General features: G+C 74.7%; 16 protein-coding genes. 7 read left to right on the top strand and 9 right to left on the bottom strand.

Annotated features, from left to right (window positions below):
- Nucleotides 1–76: 76 nt before the first annotated feature.
- Nucleotides 77–1,726 (bottom strand): acyl-CoA dehydrogenase family protein, encoded by a 1,650-nt coding sequence (locus ACFYW1_RS01500; RefSeq protein WP_388985519.1) that lies wholly within the window; start codon nt 1,724–1,726, stop codon nt 77–79.
- Between the two features lie 17 nt (nt 1,727–1,743).
- Here ACFYW1_RS01500 and ACFYW1_RS01495 point away from each other — a divergent pair, with 17 nt between their 5' ends.
- A complete protein-coding gene (locus ACFYW1_RS01495; protein WP_388985517.1) occupies nt 1,744–2,976 on the top strand; it encodes a YihY/virulence factor BrkB family protein in 1,233 nt (410 codons plus the stop codon).
- Nucleotides 2,977–2,995: 19 nt separating this feature from the next.
- Here ACFYW1_RS01495 and ACFYW1_RS01490 read toward each other — a convergent pair whose 3' ends face one another.
- Nucleotides 2,996–3,433 carry a CU044_2847 family protein gene (locus ACFYW1_RS01490; RefSeq protein ID WP_388985515.1) on the bottom strand — a complete coding sequence of 146 codons (438 nt, stop codon included), beginning with the start codon at nt 3,431–3,433 and terminating at the stop codon, nt 2,996–2,998.
- A 51-nt stretch (nt 3,434–3,484) separates the two neighbouring features.
- Between ACFYW1_RS01490 and ACFYW1_RS01485 the strand changes: the two genes are divergently transcribed.
- Nucleotides 3,485–4,189 carry a helix-turn-helix domain-containing protein gene (locus ACFYW1_RS01485; RefSeq protein WP_388985513.1) on the top strand — a complete coding sequence of 235 codons (705 nt, stop codon included), beginning with the start codon at nt 3,485–3,487 and terminating at the stop codon, nt 4,187–4,189.
- Nucleotides 4,190–4,241: 52 nt separating this feature from the next.
- On the opposite strand, the gene ACFYW1_RS01480 is transcribed toward ACFYW1_RS01485, so the two are convergent.
- A complete protein-coding gene (locus ACFYW1_RS01480) occupies nt 4,242–4,637 on the bottom strand; it encodes a VOC family protein (RefSeq protein WP_388985511.1) in 396 nt (131 codons plus the stop codon).
- A 124-nt stretch (nt 4,638–4,761) separates the two neighbouring features.
- Entirely contained in the window at nt 4,762–6,315 is a 1,554-nt protein-coding gene (locus ACFYW1_RS01475; protein ID WP_388985510.1) for a 3-hydroxyacyl-CoA dehydrogenase, read from the bottom strand.
- A gap of 352 nt (nt 6,316–6,667) precedes the next feature.
- Between ACFYW1_RS01475 and ACFYW1_RS01470 the strand changes: the two genes are divergently transcribed.
- Complete coding sequence (locus ACFYW1_RS01470) at nt 6,668–7,597, top strand: LysR family transcriptional regulator (protein ID WP_388985508.1); 930 nt, start codon at nt 6,668–6,670, stop codon at nt 7,595–7,597.
- A 70-nt stretch (nt 7,598–7,667) separates the two neighbouring features.
- A complete protein-coding gene (locus ACFYW1_RS01465; RefSeq protein WP_388985506.1) occupies nt 7,668–8,897 on the top strand; it encodes an acetyl-CoA C-acetyltransferase in 1,230 nt (409 codons plus the stop codon).
- 96 nt (nt 8,898–8,993) lie between these two features.
- Here the strand turns inward: ACFYW1_RS01465 and ACFYW1_RS01460 are convergent, their stop codons facing one another.
- The 4 genes from ACFYW1_RS01460 to ACFYW1_RS01445 all read right to left on the bottom strand — a co-directional run bounded on the left by ACFYW1_RS01460 (nt 8,994) and on the right by ACFYW1_RS01445 (nt 13,352).
- A complete protein-coding gene (locus ACFYW1_RS01460; protein ID WP_388985504.1) occupies nt 8,994–10,445 on the bottom strand; it encodes a sialate:H+ symport family MFS transporter in 1,452 nt (483 codons plus the stop codon).
- 62 nt (nt 10,446–10,507) lie between these two features.
- Nucleotides 10,508–11,296: an N-acetylmannosamine-6-phosphate 2-epimerase gene (locus ACFYW1_RS01455; protein WP_388985502.1), complete on the bottom strand. Its 789-nt coding sequence runs from the start codon at nt 11,294–11,296 to the stop codon at nt 10,508–10,510.
- Nucleotides 11,293–12,396, bottom strand: a complete 1,104-nt coding sequence (locus ACFYW1_RS01450; RefSeq protein WP_388985500.1) for an ROK family protein — start codon at nt 12,394–12,396, stop codon at nt 11,293–11,295. Before ACFYW1_RS01450 ends, ACFYW1_RS01455 begins: the two co-directional genes overlap by 4 nt.
- Nucleotides 12,393–13,352 (bottom strand): dihydrodipicolinate synthase family protein, encoded by a 960-nt coding sequence (locus ACFYW1_RS01445; protein ID WP_388985498.1) that lies wholly within the window; start codon nt 13,350–13,352, stop codon nt 12,393–12,395. The genes ACFYW1_RS01450 and ACFYW1_RS01445 overlap by 4 nt, the downstream gene beginning before the upstream one ends.
- 153 nt (nt 13,353–13,505) lie before the next feature.
- Between ACFYW1_RS01445 and ACFYW1_RS01440 the strand changes: the two genes are divergently transcribed.
- The gene (locus ACFYW1_RS01440) at nt 13,506–14,201 is read left to right on the top strand and encodes a FadR/GntR family transcriptional regulator (RefSeq protein WP_388985496.1); all 696 of its coding nucleotides are present in this window, start codon (nt 13,506–13,508) and stop codon (nt 14,199–14,201) included.
- Between the two features lie 148 nt (nt 14,202–14,349).
- On the opposite strand, the gene ACFYW1_RS01435 is transcribed toward ACFYW1_RS01440, so the two are convergent.
- A complete protein-coding gene (locus ACFYW1_RS01435; RefSeq protein ID WP_388985494.1) occupies nt 14,350–14,943 on the bottom strand; it encodes a TetR/AcrR family transcriptional regulator in 594 nt (197 codons plus the stop codon).
- Between the two features lie 117 nt (nt 14,944–15,060).
- On the opposite strand from ACFYW1_RS01435, the gene ACFYW1_RS01430 reads away from it, so the two are divergent.
- Together ACFYW1_RS01430 and ACFYW1_RS01425 are read left to right on the top strand one after the other, a co-directional pair.
- The gene (locus ACFYW1_RS01430) at nt 15,061–16,182 is read left to right on the top strand and encodes an ABC transporter permease (RefSeq protein WP_388985492.1); all 1,122 of its coding nucleotides are present in this window, start codon (nt 15,061–15,063) and stop codon (nt 16,180–16,182) included.
- Entirely contained in the window at nt 16,179–16,871 is a 693-nt protein-coding gene (locus tag ACFYW1_RS01425; protein ID WP_388985490.1) for an ABC transporter ATP-binding protein, read from the top strand. The genes ACFYW1_RS01430 and ACFYW1_RS01425 overlap by 4 nt, the downstream gene beginning before the upstream one ends.
- The last annotated feature ends 82 nt before the right edge of the window (nt 16,872–16,953 follow it).

Below are 16,953 nucleotides of genomic sequence, written 5' to 3'. Positions count from 1 at the left end.
TGCACAGCAAGGAGGGTGGTGCCGTGTCGGCGCAGCACCACCCTCCGTCGCTGTGTGTTTCCTCCGGGCGGCCCCGTCAGCCCTCCCCGCCGTACTGGTCGGGCCGGGCCCGTTCCACCACCGGGGCCAGGTCCAGACTGTGCGGCAGCGTCCCGAAGGCCGCCCCCCAGTCCCCGCCCAGCCGGGACGCGCAGAACGCGTCGGCCACCTCCGGCGGGGCCCAGCGCACCAGCAGCGAACCCTGGAGCACCAGCGCCATCCGCTCGGCCAGCCTGCGGGCCCGCGCCTCGATCCCGTTCAGGTCGGCGAGCTCCGTCAGCAGGTCCTTGATCGCCCGGTCCAGCCGGTGGTCGGCGCCGCGCGCCCGGCCGACCTCCTGGAGGAACGCGTTCAGCGCCATCGGCTCCCGCTGCAGGGCCCGCAGCACGTCCAGCGCCTGCACGTTCCCCGAGCCCTCCCAGATCGAGTTGAGCGGCGCCTCGCGCAGCAGCCGCGGCATCCCGGACTCCTCGACGTAGCCGTTGCCGCCCAGACACTCCAGCGCCTCGCCCACCAGGGGCGTGCACCGCTTGGTCACCCAGTACTTCGCCGCGGGCACCGCGATCCGAAGGAAGGCCCGCTCGCCGTCCGTACCGGCGTCGTACGCCGCCGCCAGCCGCATCGCCAGCACCGTCGCGGCCTCCGACTCCAGCGCCAGATCGGCCAGCACGTTGCGCATCAGCGGCTTCTCGATCAGCACCCCGCCGAACGCGCTGCGGTACGCGCAGTGGTGGACCGCCTGCGCGACCGCCTGCCGCATCAGCGCCGCCGAACCGAGCACGCAGTCCAGCCGGGTCGCCGCGACCATCTCGATGATGGTGCGCACCCCGCGTCCCTCCTCGCCCACCCGGCGCACCCACGTGCCGTCGAACTCGACCTCGGCCGAGGCGTTCGACCGGTTGCCCAGCTTGTCCTTGAGCCGCTGGAGGGCGAAGACGTTGCGGGTGCCGTCGGGCAGCACCCGGGGCAGCAGGAAGCAGGTCAGACCCCCGGGCGCCTGCGCCAGCACCAGGAAGCCGTCGGACATCGGAGCCGAGCAGAACCACTTGTGCCCGGTGAGCAGGTACTCGCCCGCCGCGGCCAGCGGCCGGGCCCGGGTGGTGTTCGACCGTACGTCGGTGCCGCCCTGCTTCTCCGTCATGCCCATCCCGAGGAGCGCCCCGGCCTTCTGCGCGACGGGCCGCAACCCCTGCTCGTACACGGGCGAGGTCAGCAGCGGCTCCCACTCGGCGGCCAGCGCCGGATCGGTCCGCAGCGCGGGCACCGCCGCGTGCGTCATCGACAGCGGACAGCCGTGCCCCGCCTCGGCCTGCGTCCACACGAGGAAGCCCGCCGCCCGCCGCACGTGCCCGGCGTCCCGGTGCCAGGCGCCGGTGAGGCCCGCCGAGACCGCGTGGCCCAGCAGCCGGTGCCAGGCCGGGTGGAAGTCCACCTCGTCGATGCGGTGGCCGTACCGGTCATGGGTGCGCAGCACCGGCGGATTCGCGTTCGCCCGCTCGCCCCACTCCTGCGCCTGCGCGGAGCCGGCGGCCCTGCCGAGCTCGCCGAGCTCGCCCCGGACCTCGGCCAGCAGAGCGGGCGGAACATGCCGCCGCACGGCCTCGGAGAGCACCCGGTCGGCGGCGAAGACGTCGTAGCCGACCAGCGGCGGGACCTGGTTGGACACTGTGTGGGTGGTGGCTGCCATGCCGATACGGTAAGGATGTGCAGGCAGCAAATGAAACACCCGAGCGGCCGACGGGGCGGCTCCACCGGGCCCGAGTCCTCTACCGCAACGTGTCCAAGCGGCAGATGGTCTGGCAGCTGCTCAAGGACACCGTCAACTCGTGCATGGAGTACCGCATCCTGGGGCTCGCGGCCGAGGCGGCGTTCTTCACCCTGCTGTCCCTGCCGCCCCTGCTCCTCGGCCTGATCGGACTGCTCGGCTACGTCGACGAATGGACCAGTACCACCACGGTCGCCTCCATCGAGCGCAACATCCTCAACGCCGCGCACACCGTGCTCAGCGAGCGCGGTGTCAACGACTTCGCCAAGCCGCTGCTGGCCGACGTCACCACCGGCGCCCGGCCCGACGTCATCTCGATCGGCTTCGCGATCGCGCTCTGGTCCGGCTCCCGCGCGGTCAACGTCTTCATCGACACGATCACGGTGATGTACGGGCTCGACGGCCACCGGGGCATCGTCAGGACGCGCCTGCTCGCCTTCCTGCTGTACGTCGTCGCGCTGCTGCTCGGGGCCGTCGTGCTGCCGCTGCTGGTCGTCGGCCCCGACCGGGTCGTGGAGTTCGTCCCCTGGGGCACCGAACTCATAAGCATCCTGTACTGGCCGCTGGTGGTCCTGCTGTCGATCGCGTTCCTGACGACGCTCTACCACGTGTCCGTGCCGGTGCGTTCGCCGTGGATCGAGGACGTGCCGGGCGCGCTGGTGGCGTTCGTCATGTGGGTGCTGGGCAGCTTCCTGCTGCGGATCTACCTCACCAGCACGGTCGAGGGGCCCACGATCTACGGCTCGCTGGCGGCCCCGATCGCCGTTCTGCTGTGGATCGGCATCTCCGCGTTCGCGGTGCTGGTGGGGGCCGCGGTGAACGCGGCCATCGACCGGGTGTGGCCCTCGCTGGCCACGGCCGCCGCCCGCGCGGCCAACGACCGGCTGCGCGCGGCCCAGGCGGCGGAACTGGTGGCCAGGGCGCAGGCGGAGAGCCGGGCGGCGTACTGGGACGAGGACGACGACGAGGACGACGACGAGGGCGACGAGGACAGCCCCTACATGCCCTCCGAGTTCCCGGAGCGCTGGTCGAAGTTCCTGCCGCCGGACGACGTGAAGTCCAGGCTGCAGCCGAGCCGCGACAAGGAGCCGGACAAGGACCGGGAGAAGAGCGGGGACACCGACGGGGCCGAGGAGCCGGACGACGGGGCGGACCGGCCGCCCGGCGCGTGAGCACCCGGCCCGGCCGGTGTCATCCGGCGGACGGCGCCGGCGGTGCGGTCGGTGCGGGAGTCGCGGGTGCGGCCTGCGGGGGCACCGGCGGGGCGTTCGTGGTCCCGGCAGCGGGCGGCGCCGCGTCCTCCCGCTCGGCCCCGGGGGACCAGGACAGCTTGACCAGGAGGTGGCCCTCCACCGCGCTCTTGGCGATCACGGCCCCGGCCTCCGCCGTGATCTTCACCCCGAATTCGAGTTCCACCCCGTCGGGTTTCAGGGCGCCGTCCCGGAACACCGCGAGCGCGGACTCGGCCGCGGACCGCATGCCCGTGAGTGCGCTGTCGAACGTACGACCGGCTCTGGTCAGGGTGTTGTCATCGCCCAGGGCGACCAGATTCGCGCCCTGCGCCTGACGGTCGACCTCGACCGTCACCGTCGCGCCGCTGTCGGTGGTGAACTCCATCAGTGCCGTCATGCAAAGCCCCCGGGAAGCCGATCGGTCCGCCGACGAGACTAGCGTGTGGCCATGGGCAACGGGTACGAGGAACGGGCGTCGCGGTTCGGCGGGGCGACCGTGTGGACGCTGGCGGCGCCGGACGGTCGCGTCGGTCCGGTGCTGCCCGACGGATGCATGGACCTGCTCTGGTTCGGCGGGCGGTTGCTCGTCGCGGGCCCCGACACCCGCGCCATGGTCCCGGGCGCGGCGGCCGGCGGGCGGTACGCGGGAATCCGCTTCGATCCCGGCGTCGCCCCCGCCCTCCTCGGCGTACCGGCGCACGAACTGCGCGATCTGCGCACCGATCTGGCGGACCTGTGGCCCGGCGCCCTGGTCCGCGAGCTCACCCAGCGCGTCGCCGAGGCGCCCGACCCCGCCGCCGCGCTGGAGGACGTCGTCCTGCGCCGGGCGGCCGGCACCGCGCCGCCGGACCCGCTGATGCGGTCCGTGGCCGCCCGGCTCGCCGCCGGGGGGTCCGTCGCGGACACCGCGCGCGCGACCGGTCTCGGCGTCCGCCGGCTGCACCGGCGCTCGCTCGCGGCCTTCGGCTACGGGCCCAAGACGCTCGCCCGGATCCTGCGGTTGCAGCGGGCGCTGGCCCTCGCCCGGGCCGGGACGCCCTACGCCGAGGCGGCGGTCGCGGCGGGCTGCACCGACCAGGCCCACCTCGCCCGGGAGATGCGCGCCCTGACCGGCACCACCCTGACCGCCCACCTGGCGCGGGGCACGTCCTGAGGACCCGCGGGCCGGGGCGGCCCGCGGAAGGAGCGGCGCCCCGGGCCCGGTCTCAGTCGTTCGCGGCGTACAGCGACACCTCGCAGCCGTCCGGGTCGAGGACCATCGCGTAACGCTGCCCCCAGGCCGCGTCCCACGGCTTCAGCCGTCCCTCGTGCCCGGCACCGGTCAGTTCGTCGTACACCGCGTCCACCTCCGCCGGACCGTTGCAGCGGAAGGCGAGCCCGAGGCGCTGCCCGTCGTCGGCGGGTTCGGTCCACCCGGGGTCGAACGAGCGGATGACGTCCTCGGTGTCCCACATCAGGCGCATGCCGTTCGGGAGCGTCGCCTCGACATGGGGCGCGGAGTCGGCGTCGGCGGGGATGTCGAGACCGAGCCGGCGGTAGAAGGCGAGCGACGCGGTCAGGTCCTTGGTGACGATGCCGATCGCATCCATGCGTGGAGTCATGCCCCGAACCCTAGGCCGGGGCCGGGCCGGGGTCTTGTAAGAAACGGACACCTGCCCGAACGGGGTGGGGCGGGCCCGGCCGGGGTCCGGCGCGGTGGGTTCCGGTCCGGGCCCGCCCCGCGCGTCAGGAGGGCCCGGGACCGTCCACGCAGTCGGCGGGCGACGTGCCCGGGTCGGTCAGCGACAGGCCGAGCAGGGCGCGTTCGGTGACCCAGCGGCTCGGCCGGTGGCGCGGGTCGTCCGTCGTGCGGTGCAGCGCCCGGTGCAGCTCCAGCATCCGTCCGGCGCCGACCCGGTCGCCCCAGGCCAGCGGGCCGACCGGGTAGCCGAGCCCGGCGGTGACGGCCAGGTCGATGTCGCCGGGGGAGGCGATGGAACGCTCCGCGATCCCGGCCGCCACCGACACGATCGAGGCGAGCAGCCGCTGGGCGACCGAACCCGCAGTGTCCCGCACCACCGAGACCGCCCGGGGCTCCTCGCCCTCCGCCGACCGGGCCAGCACCGCGCGGGCGTCGCGTGCTGCGGCCGGGTCCGCCGCCGGGGTCACGGCCAGCACCCGGCGCCGGCCCACCGCGGGCAACGGGTCCACCCCGAAGGTGCGCGCCGCGGGCAGCCCGTGCCCGGCGACCGCCCCGGCCACCGAGGTGCCCCAGACCGGGACCAGCACGAGGGCGTCGGCCGACGGCCCGTCACCGGTCTCCACGACGGCGCCCGCGGCGGTCAGCGCCATCCGCAGCGCGTCCGCGTCCCGGCCCCCGGCGGCGTGGACGAACACCGGGCGGTCCGGGTCACCGGTGACCGGCGGCTCCGGGGCGGGGGCGGGCGCCTGGGGACCGTACGCGTACCAGCCGCGCCCGGTCTTGCGGCCGTGCAGCCCGGCCGCCACCCGGTTCGGGGTGAGGTAGGAGGGGCGGAGCCGGTCCGCGTGGCGGAAGCCCTGCCAGATCGAGTCGATCACCGCGGCCGTCACGTCCAGCCCGGTGAGGTCCATCAGCTCGAACGGGCCCATCCGCAGCCCGAGCACGTCACGGGCGATCCGGTCGATGTCCTCCGGTGTGCCGACCCCTTCCTCCAGCAGGGCGAGCGCCTCGGTCACCAGCCCGCGCCCGGCGTGGTTGACGAGGAAACCGGGGGTGTCGGCGACGGTGACCGCGCGGTGGCCGCAGCCCTCGACGAACGCGGTGAGGGTCGGCGGGATGTCCGCGCGGGTGGCCGCGCCCGGCACGATCTCGACGATCCTCATCAGCGGCACCGGGTTGAAGAAGTGCAGCCCGGCCAGGCGGCCCGGGTCCTTCAGCCCGGCGGCGATCCGGGTGACCGACAGGGAGGAGGTGTTGGTCGCGAAGACGGCCGTCGCGGGCAGCGCCCGCTCCAGCCGGCCGAAGACCTCCGTCTTGGTGTCGAGGTCCTCCCGCACGGCCTCGACGACCAGCTCGACGTCCGGCCCGTCCGCCCACGGGTCGTCGAGCGGGACCAGGCGCGCCGCGGTGGCGTCCCGGTCCTCGGCGGACAACCGGCCCTTCTGCACGGCCCGTTCGAGCATGGACCGTACGAAGTCCAGGGCTTCCGTCACCGCCTGGGGGCGTACGTCGCACAGCTCGACGGTGTGTCCGGCGGTCGCCGCCCACTGGGCGATGCCGCGGCCCATGGCCCCGGCGCCGACGATCCTGATGCGCATGGTGGTTGCGGTCCTCTCGGGGATGGCGTGTGTTCCGTCTCGGCGAAGATAGCCGCGGTCCGGGGCCACGCCCTCGCGCGGCAGCCGGAGTTCGGCCGGTCCCGGCGGCGGACCGGTCCCGGTCGGGCCGGTCACCGTCCGGCCCGTCCTGTCGTTCCGCTGCTGCAACGGTGCTCCTCCGGCTCCGCGCGCGTCCCGGTCCGCGCGTCGTTCCACCGTGTCAGCGGCCATTGATCGCTGTCCAATACCGAATTAAGGTCGCATCGAGACGGCCGGGCAATGAATGGACTGCCGGACCGACGGGCCCGGGGCGACGGGGCCGGCCGGTGCGGCCGGGGACCGGAGGAGCGGCATGGAACTGCGTCATCTGGCCGCGTTCGTCGCCGTGGCCGAGGAGTTGCACTTCGGGCGGGCCGCGAAACGGCTGCAGATGGCCCAGCCGCCGCTGAGCCAGCAGATCCGCCGGCTGGAGAAGGAACTGGGCGTCCAGCTCTTCGAACGCAACACCCGGTCGGTGCGGCTCACCGGCGCGGGGGAGTCCTTCCTCCGGCCGGTACGGGCCGTCCTCGCCGATCTCGACACCGCGGTACGGGCCGCGCAGGCGGCGGGCCGCGGTGAGTACGGGCGGGTCACGATCGGCTTCGCGGGCGCCTCCAGCCACGAGACGCTGCCGCTCCTCACCCGGGCCGTGCGCGCCGCCCACCCCGCCGTCGAACTGGCCATGAAGGGGCAGACCTACGCCAACGTCGCCCTCGACCGGGTCGCCGACGGCTCGCTCGACCTGGGGTTCGTCCGGCTGCCGGTGACCCGGCCCGGGGTGGCCCACCGGGTGATCGCCGAGGAGGAGCTGGTGTGCGCGCTGCCCTCCGACCACCCGCTCGCCCGACGGGGGAGCGTCCCCGTCGAGGTGCTCGCCGACGAGCCCTTCGTCGCCTTCCCCGCCAACACCGGCTCCACCGTGCGCGACGCGATGGTCGGTGTCTGCGAGGCCGCCGGTTTCCACCCCCGGGTGGTGCAGGAGGCGCCCGACTCGTACACCATCCTCGCGCTGGTCGCCGCGGGCGTCGGCGTCACGCTCACCGTCACCTCCGTCCAGCACATCCAGCAGAACGGTCTCGTCTACCGGCCGCTGTCCGGCCCGCCCGTCCGGCTCCGGGCCGCGCTGGCCTGGCGGCCCGACAACCCCTCCGCAGCCCTGCGGGCGGTGCTCGCGGTGGCGGAGGAGGCACTGCCCACCCCGGCGGGCCCGGCCGGGGAAGGGACCGCCGCGCCCCACGACTGAGACCCGCCCCACGATTGAGACACGCCCCGCACCGCCCGCCCCTTGCCACCCGTCACCGAAAGGTCACGCCGTGCCCGACCAGCAGCTCGATGTCGTCATCTGTGAACCGCTGCGCACCCCCATCGGCCGTTTCGGCGGAGTGTTCGCGCAGCAGACGCCGGCCGCACTCGCCGCACGCGTTATCGCCGAGGTCGTCGCCCGTACCGGGATCGATCCCGACGCGGTCGACGAGGTGATCCTCGGACACTCCTACCCGTCCGCCGAGGCACCCGCCATCGGCCGGGTCGCCGCCCTCGACGCCGGACTGCCCCAGACCGTCACCGGTACCCAGGTCGACCGCCGCTGCGGCTCCGGTCTCCAGGCCGTGCTGGACGCGGCGATGCAGATCCGGGCCGGTTTCAGCGAGGTCGTCATCGCGGGCGGCGTGGACGTGATGAGCGCCGCCCCGTACTACACGCACGAGGGCCGCTGGGGCATCAAGGGGCCCGGCCTCCAGCTCCACGACGCACTGGCCCGGGGCCGGGTCACGGCCGGCGGCGTCCACCACCCGGTGCCCGGCGGCATGATCGAGACGGCGGAGAACCTGCGGCGCGCGTACGGCATCGGCCGCGCCGACCAGGACGCCCTCGCCCTGCGCTCGCAGCGGCGCGCCGGGCGGGCGGCGGCGGAGGGCCGCTACGACGCGGAGATCGTGCCGGTCACCGTACGGACCCGTAAGGGCGAGACCGTCGTCACCACCGACGAGCACCCCCGCCCCGACACCACCGCGGAACAACTCGCCGCGCTGCGCCCGATCATGGCGAAGACCGATCCGGAGGCGACCGTCACCGCGGGCAACGCCAGCGGGCAGAACGACGCGGCCGCCGCCTGCCTGGTGACCGGTGCGGCCACCGCCGAACGCCTCGGCCTCACCCCGCTGGTTCGGCTCGTCTCGTTCGCCCGCGCCGGGGTGCCCGCCGCGACCATGGGCCTCGGCCCCGTACCCGCGACCCGGGCCGCGCTCGAACGGGCCGGACTCACCCTCGCCGACCTCGACCTGATCGAGCTCAACGAAGCCTTCGCCGCCCAAGTGCTCGCCTGCACACGCGAGTTGGGCCTCGGTGAGAAGGATCACGAGCAGCGCGTCAACGTCAACGGCTCCGGGGTCTCCCTCGGCCACCCGGTCGGCGCCACCGGCGCCCGCATCCTTGCCACGCTCACCCGTGAACTGCACCGCCGCGAGGCCCGGTACGGCCTGGAGACGATGTGCATCGGCGGCGGGCAGGGTCTCGCCGCGGTCTTCGAGCGCATCACGCACTGACCGCACGACGGCCGCGGGCGCGGTGGGACGCGTCCCACCGCGCCCGCGGCCGTACCGGGTCCGGTTCCTCGGCCCCGTTCCCGCCCCTCCCCCGTCTCAGACGGCCGGGTGCCGGCCGGCCTCCGGAGCCGGCGCGAGGTGGTCCCGCGGCGCGTCCGGGTCGGCCAGCCGGTTCAGCCTGGCCGGCACGTCGAGGCCGACCAGCAGCACCACGATCACCGTGCCCGCGAAGGTCAGCACGGCCAGCGCCTGCCCCAGCTCCATCCCGGACGCCAGGTGCGCGCCCAGGACCGGGGCCACCGCACCGCCCAGCGCGCCCACGTTGTACGTGAAGCCGAGCGCTGCGCCCCGGCTCCGGGTCGGGAAGTGCCCGCCGATGTACCGGGGCAGCAGCCCGGAGATGCCGAAGCCGGTCGCCTGGAGCAGGAAGAGCAGGACGCCGAGCAGCAGCAGGTTGTCGTGCACGGCGAAGACCGGGTACACGAAGGCCAGCGAGGCGAGCAGCGTCAGCGCGTACGCCTTCCTCGCCCCGATCCGGTCGCCGAGGAAGCCCGCGGCCCAGCAGCCGACCATGGTGCCGAAGCCGGCGAAGTACAGCACGTCGGTGACCTGGTCGGTGGTGTAGCCCAGCTCGGTCTTCAGGTACGTGGGCAGCAGCGCCTGGATCGGCCACGAGTACAGGAACGCGAAGAACAGCGTCACGATCATCGACAGGTAGAGCGCCCAGCCGCGCCGCCCGCCCAGCTGCACGGCGAAGGCGGCGAGCGCCAGTCCGGCGACCACCGAGAGCACCGGGACCGCCCCGGCGCCGCCCGGGGTGAACACCAGGAACAGCGCCACGGTGGCGACGACGACCAGGACCGTGTTGACGAGGGCCCGGCCCCGGGTCACGAACAGCGGCCGGAACGGGTTGGGCCGGGCGCCGCTGTCCGCGACGTCCTCCGCCCACTCCTCGGCCTCCGGCAGCGCGCGCCGCATCCACAGCGCGATGACGATCGGGACCAGCCCCAGGTAGAACATCCACCGCCAGCCGAGCGAGGGCACCACCCAGTTGTAGACCTGCGCGGCGAGCACCGAGCCGACCGAGAAGCCGGAGATCAGGAAGCCGCTGGCCCGGCTGCGGAGCTTGGCCGGCCAGCTCTCCATGACGTACGTGGCACTGGCGCTGTACTCGCCGGCCATGCCCATGCCGATGGCGAGCCGGGCGGCGAACAGGCTCTGGTAGTTCCACGCGAACCCGCAGGCGAAGGTGCCCAGCGAGTACAGCAGGATGCTCAGGACCATGGAGAGCTTGCGGCCGTAGCGGTCCCCGACGGCGCCGAGCACCGCGCCGCCCAGCCAGCGGGTGATGAACGCGCCGGAGATCAGACTGGCGGCCTGTACCGTGCTCAGCCCGAAGTCGTCACTGATCTCGGTGAGGACGAGCGTGATCAGCACGAAGTCGAAGCCGTCGAGGACGTAACCGATCCAGGCGGCGAGGAACGACTTCCACTGGGTGCCGCTCACCTCTCGGTACCAGGGGAGCGTGGGGGGTGGTGTGGTCTGCACGGTGACTCCAGGGTGCGGGACGGCACTCGCCCTTGAGCGCCGGCCCGCGGGACGGTTACGGGTCAGGGCCGGGTGAGGCCCGCGACGAAACGGGCGGTCAGGGCGGTGGGCGCGGTGATGGCGGTGCCCACGACGACGCTGTGCGCGCCGCGGGCCAGGGCCTCGGCGGCCTCCTCCGGGGTGTTGACGCGGCCCTCGGCCACCACCGGCACGTCGATCGCGGCGGCGAGCGCGGCGACCAGGCCGAGATCCGGGCCGGTCTGCTCCGGGGAGCCGGGGACGTAGCCGGAGAGGGTGGTGGACACGAAGTCCGCGCCCTGCGCGGCGGCGGCGACGCCCTCGGCGAGCGTGGCGACGTCGGCCATGACCAGGGCTCCGGCCCCGTGGACCGCGGTGACCAGTTCGGCGAAGGAGGAGCCGTCGGGGCGGGGCCGGTCGGTGGCGTCCGCGGCGACGACGGCGGCTCCGGCCCCGGCGACCGCCAGGGCGTGCCGCACGGTCGGGGTGATGTAGACGCCCTCGTCGCCGTCCTTCCACAGGCCGATGACCGGGAGGTCCACGGCCGCCACGATCGCGGCGACGACCTCCGGTTCGTTGGCGCGGATCGCCGCGCCGCCCCCGGCGACGGCCGACCGGGCGAGCCGGACGAGGGTGCCGGTCTCCCGCATCGGGTCGCCGGGGGGCGCCTGGCAGGACACGATCAGCCTGCCCCGGAGCGAGTCGGCCAGCTCCCGCGCGGATGCCGGCCCCGGGGCGGGGGACGGCTGCGGGGTGCACGTCGTCTCCGGTACGTCCGTCGTTTCGTGCGCGGCGGGCGGGTCCTGTGCGGCGGTCGGGTCCTGTGCGGTCATCGGCCGGCTCCCGGTCGGTGGAGGGGAAGGGTGGTGGTGAGGGCGGCCGCGCCGCGCACGGCCGCGTCGGTGCCGAACCGCGGCGGCTCGGGCCGGAGCCCGCGCAGCGGTGGCATCAGTTCCGGGACGAAGGCGGCGGTCAGCGCGTCCCAGTACAGCGGGCCGATGCGGGGCACCCCGCCGCCGACGACGACCCGGTCGGGTCCCAGGGCGTTGGCGAGCCCGCCGAGCGCGCGCCCGGTGGCTGCCGCGCCGACGGTGATGGCGCGGACGGCGTGGTCGTCACCCCGCGCGGCGCGGACCGCGACGGTTTCGAGCCGGTCGACGGGGGCGCCGGTCAGCCGCTCGTAGTGGGCGGCGATGCCGGGGCCGGAGGCGATGACCTCCAGGTGCCCGGTGGCGCCGCAGGTGCAGGGCAGTCCGGCCGCCGCGGGGCTCGGCAGATGCCCCAGGTGCCCGGCGATGCCGGCCGCGCCGTGCAGCATCCGCCCGTCGACGGCGATCGCGCCGCCCACGCCCGTGCCGACGGCCACGAACAACAACGACCCGTCGCCCGTGCGTCGTGACCCCGGCGCCGTCCGGCGCGCCCCGGACGACTCGTGTCCGGGCAGCCCGTGCCCGGCCGGTGCCGTTTCGCGCGAGGGTGCCGGCTCGGAGGGCGCGTGGTCCGTTCCCGGGCCGGTCGGTGCCGCCAGCTCCGGCCCTGCGGTGGCGCGTACGTCGTTGTCGCAGGCCACCGGGTAGCCGGTGCGGTCCGCGAGGCCGCTGCCCAGCGCGGTGCCGGCCCAGCCGCGGATGGTGTCGGTGGCGCTGGTGACCAGGCCGCTGCGGGGATCGACGACCCCGGCCGCCGCGATGCCGAGCGCCGTGGCCAGCCGACCGGGGTCGACGGCGGCAGCGGCACCGGCGAGCGCGTCCAGCACCGCCGACGCGCCGTCCCCGGCCGGTGTCGGCCGGGTGTGCCGGGCCAGGACCGTTCCGTCGGCGGCGAAGAGCGCGGCGGCGATCTTCGTACCGCCGAGATCGAGCCCGATCACCGCCGCCCCCGTTCCGGCGCCCGGTGCCGGGACTTCGGGCGCCGGGCGGGAGGAGGCGCTCATCGGACCGGGGACAGGCCGGCGGCGCGCAGGTGCCGGCCGACCTCGGCGACCGCCCCGGCGCTCAGCGGGATCTGCGGGAAGGCCGTGGCCCCGCACTCGATGACGCCGAGCAGCTGGAGCGCCGCCTTGAACGAGCCGAGCGCCGAGGAACTGCGGCCCATGTCCGCCTCCGGCCCGACGTCCACCATGCCGAACAGCTCCACGAGCCGCTCCTGCTCCTGCGCGGCGAGCGTCCAGTCCCCGGCCAGGGCGGCCTCGTACAGCCGGACGTACCCGGCCGGGTCCACGTTGCCGATGCCCGGCACGACACCGTCGGCCCCGGCCAACAGGGCGGCGTCCACCGTGAGTTCGGAGCCGGTGAGCACACTGAACCCCGGCGCCGGGCCCACCCCGCGGCCACCCCGGCCGCCCAGTTCGACGAGCAGCCTGCGCAGCCCGCCCTCGTCCCCGCTGCTGTCCTTGAGGCCGGCCAGGGTGCCGTCCTCGGCGAGTTCGCGCACCAGCGCGGCGGACAGCTTGCTGTGCACCGCGACCGGGATGTCGTACGCGAACAGCGGCAGGTCCACCGTCGCGCGCAGCTTCCGGAAGTGTCCGGCGATCTCCTCGGGGTGGGTCCGGGTGTAGAACGGCGCGGTGGCGACCAGGGCGTCCGCACCGAGTCCGGCGGCGGCCTCGGCGTGGTGGATCACGCGCGCGGTGGTGGTGTCGATGACTCCGGCCAGTACCGGAACCCGGCCGGCGGCCGCCTCGACCACCGTCCGCAGCGCCGTGGCGCGCTGCTCGTCGGTGAGGTACGCGACCTCGCTGGTGGAGCCGAGCGCGAACAGCCCGTGCACCCCGCCGTCCACGAGGTGCTCGACGAGCCGGGCGAGGGAAGCGGTGTCGACCTCCCCCCGGGAGTCGAGCGGGGTGCAGACCGGCGGGACGACGCCGCGCAACGGTGTGGTCAGGGACATGGTGAGGGCTCTCCAGCTCGGTCGGGGCGCCGTGCCGCGGCACCGAGGATTCCGCGGAACGCGACATGAGACGTAAGATGTCCTATGTCTGGCTCACCTTAAACAGATGCTCCTGCGACCGGTCAAGGGGCAGTCGAAGCACAGGAGGACGTTGTGACGCGCCCCACCGTGGCCCAGGACCTGGAGCGCCGGCTCAAGGAACTGATCCTGGAACGCAGGCTCGCCCCCGGTGACGCGCTGCCGACCGAGGCGGAACTGATGGAGCTCTTCGGCGTCGGCCGGGTGTCGGTCCGGGAGGCGCTGAAGGGTCTCCAGGCCATGAACGTCGTGGAGATCCGCCGGGGCTCCGGAACCTTCGTCGGCTCGCTGTCGCTCTCGCCCTTCGCCGAGGGGCTCGCCTTCCGGGCGGCCGTGCGGCACCGGCGGGGCGAGCCGGGGCTGCTCGAACTGATGAAGGTGCGCGAGGCGTTGGAGACGGGGCTGATCGGCGCCGTCGCGGCCGGCATCCCGGACGGGGACCTCGACGTGCTGCGCGGCCTCGCGGCGGAGATGGGGGCCGAGGCCCGCACCGGCGGGCGGGTGGCGCGCGGCACCGACCGGGCCTTCCACCTCGCGCTCTACGCCTCGCTCGACAACCACCTGCTCAGCGAGGTGCTCGACGCCTTCTGGGCGGCCATGGACCGGGTGCGCGAGGATCTCGACGACGGCCATCAGGACCCGGTGGTCACCTGCGCCCAGCACCACGAGATCGTCGAGGCGGTGGCGGCGGCCGACGGCGAGCGCGCGGTACGCGCCATGCGCACCCACTTCGACGGCATCCGAGCCCGCCTGGAACCGCACCGCCCGTAGCGCCGACCGCCGCACCGGCCGCCGCACCGGGCCGATCGCGGGTCACCGGCCCGTCGGCCCGCGACCCGATCGAGCCGCCGGCCCGCCGCTCGGTCGATCCGTCACCGGGCCGATCCGACGATCCGTCACCCGGCCGGTCCGGCGGCCGTCAGTCCGTCGGCCGGTCCGTTCCGAGTACCGCCGCGACCGCCATCCGTACCGCCCGGTCCGCCACCGCCGCGTGGTCGTCGCCCGACTCGATCGCCGTCGTGGCGGCGTTGACGATGCCCTGCAACAGCAGTGCCGTGCGCCGGGGGTCCTCCTCGCCCAGCTCGGTGAGCGCGCCGATCAACGGGGTGAGCAGCTCCCGGTGGACCCGTGCCGCGCTCTCCCGCACCACCGCCGCGTCCCGGACCCCGGCGAGGGCCTGGGCGAGCCGGTGCTCCCCGCTGCGCACCAGATCCAGCTGGGACGACACGTACGCCGCGATCTTCTCCTCCGGCGTGCCCGCCGCCGACATGCCCGCCCGGATGGCGTCCGTCCAGCGCGGCATCGCGTCCTCGACGACCGCGGCGAGCAGTTCGGGGCGGCCCGGGAAGTACTTGTACACGCTGTTGCGGGCCAGGCCGGTGGCCCTGGCGACCGCCGCGAAGGTCACGGCCTCGGCGTCGCCCTCCTCCAGCAGTGCGCGCGCCGCCCGCACCAGGGCCAGTCGCTGCTGGGCGTGGTGTTCGGCGACCGTGGCGGCGCTGATCCGGGGCACGCGCCCAAGTGTAGGAGGCCGTACCCGTCGACCGACCCCCAGTTAGGGACGGTGCGTCGCCATCATCTATGTTGGCGACACACCGTCCCTAACATCGATCCACCGAAGGGAACCGCCGTGTTCCTCGCACTGCTGGAGCTGCGCGCCGCCCGAGGGCGCTTCCTGCTCATGGGGTCCGTCGTGGTGCTCGTCGCCGCACTCGTCGGCATCGTCTCCGGCTTCACCACCGGCCTCGGCGACGACACCATCTCCGCGCTGCGCCGCCTCCCGGCCGCGCAGTTCGTCTTCTCCTCCGACGCCCGGTCCGACCAGTTCGCCCGCAGCCTCCTCGACGAGAGCACCGCCGACGCCTGGCGGAAGGACGCGGGCACCGGCACCGCACCGCTGGGCGTCTCCATCACCCGCGGCACGACGGACCGGGGCGCCGAGGTCGACCTCGCCGCCTTCGGCATCGAGCCCGGCTCCTTCCTCGCCCCGTCCGTCACCCGGGGCGAGGGCCTCGCGGGCGCCGGGGCGGACAGCATCGTGATCTCCGCGAAACTCGCCGACGAGGGAGTGCGCGTCGGCGACACCCTCGTCATCGACCGGCTCGGCATCGAACTGCGCGTCGTCGGCCTGACCGAACGCCTCAGCTACGGGCACGTGCCCGCCGCCTACGTCCCGCTGAAGACCTGGCAGCGCATCCGGTTCAGCACCCCCGGTGCCCCCGCCTCCGCCACCGCGGCGATCCCCGGCCAGTTCAGCGCGCTCGCCCTGAGCACCGCGCCGGGCACCCCGGCCACCACCCTCGACGAACGCCACTCCACCACCACCCTCACCAAGGAGAAGACGTACGAGGCGGCCCCCGGCTACACCGGCGAACGCGTCACCATGACCTCGATCCAGGTCTTCCTCTACCTGATCGCCCCCCTGGTGGTCGGCGCCTTCTTCGCCGTGTGGACCGTGCAGAGCCAGCCCGAACTCGCCCTGCTGCGCGCGCTCGGCGCCTCCCGGCGGAAGCTGCTCGCCCACACCGTGCTCCAGGCGGGCCTGGTCGTCGTCCTCGGCACCGCGGCGGGCGCCGCGCTCGCCGCCGCGGTCGGGCTCCTGGTCGGCGAGAAGGTGCCGTTCAGCCTGCCCGCCGCCACCCTCGCCACCACCATGTGCACCGTCGCGGCCGTCGGCCTCGCGGGCACCGCGCTGACCCTGCGCCGGGTCACCCGCGCCGACCCCCTGACCATGCTGGGAGCCAACCGATGAGCCTCGAACTGATCTCCGTCACCGTCGGGTTCGGCCGCGCCGACGCCCGTACCACCGTCCTCGACGGCCTCGACGTCACCTTCGAGCCCGGCCGCACCACCGCGCTCGTCGGCCCCTCGGGCTCCGGCAAGTCCACCCTGCTGGCCGTCGCCGGGGCGCTGCTGCGGCCCGACTCCGGGCAGGTCCTGCTGGACGGCGACGACCTCGCCGTGCTCTCCGACCGGGGCCGCGCCAAGGTGCGCAGGGACCGCATCGGTTACATGTTCCAGAGCGGCAACCTGCTCTCCGGGCTGCCCGCCGTCGAGCAGCTGCTGGCCGCCGCGTACATCGGCGGCGAACGGCCCCGCGCCCACCGGACCCGCGCCGAGGAGGCGCTGACCCGGGTCGGTCTCGGCCACCGGCTGCGCCACCGGCCCGACCAGCTCTCCGGCGGCGAGCGCCAGCGCGTCGCCCTGGCCCGCGCGCTCTTCCGTTCCCCGAAGCTCCTGCTGGTCGACGAACCGACCGCGGCCGTCGACCGGTCGCAGGCCGGCGAACTGGCCGCGCTCCTCGCCGAACGCACCCGCCAGGACGACTGCGTCACGGTCGTGGCCACCCACGACCCGGCCGTGGCGGAGGCCGCCGACCGGATCGTGGACATGGCCGAACTGACCGCCGCGGCAGCCGGGGTCGCGCGCCCCGGCCGCTGAGACACCGCCTCCCGGCCGCGGTTCCCGCGGGTCGTGGCCGGGAGCATCGGGCACGGACACCGGCCGCCGGAAACCGCTCCCG

The sequence above is a fragment of the Streptomyces sp. NPDC002669 genome (genome assembly GCF_042889165.1).
GTDB lineage: Bacteria > Actinomycetota > Actinomycetes > Streptomycetales > Streptomycetaceae > Streptomyces.
This window is presented reverse-complemented; position numbering and strand designations above follow the sequence as displayed.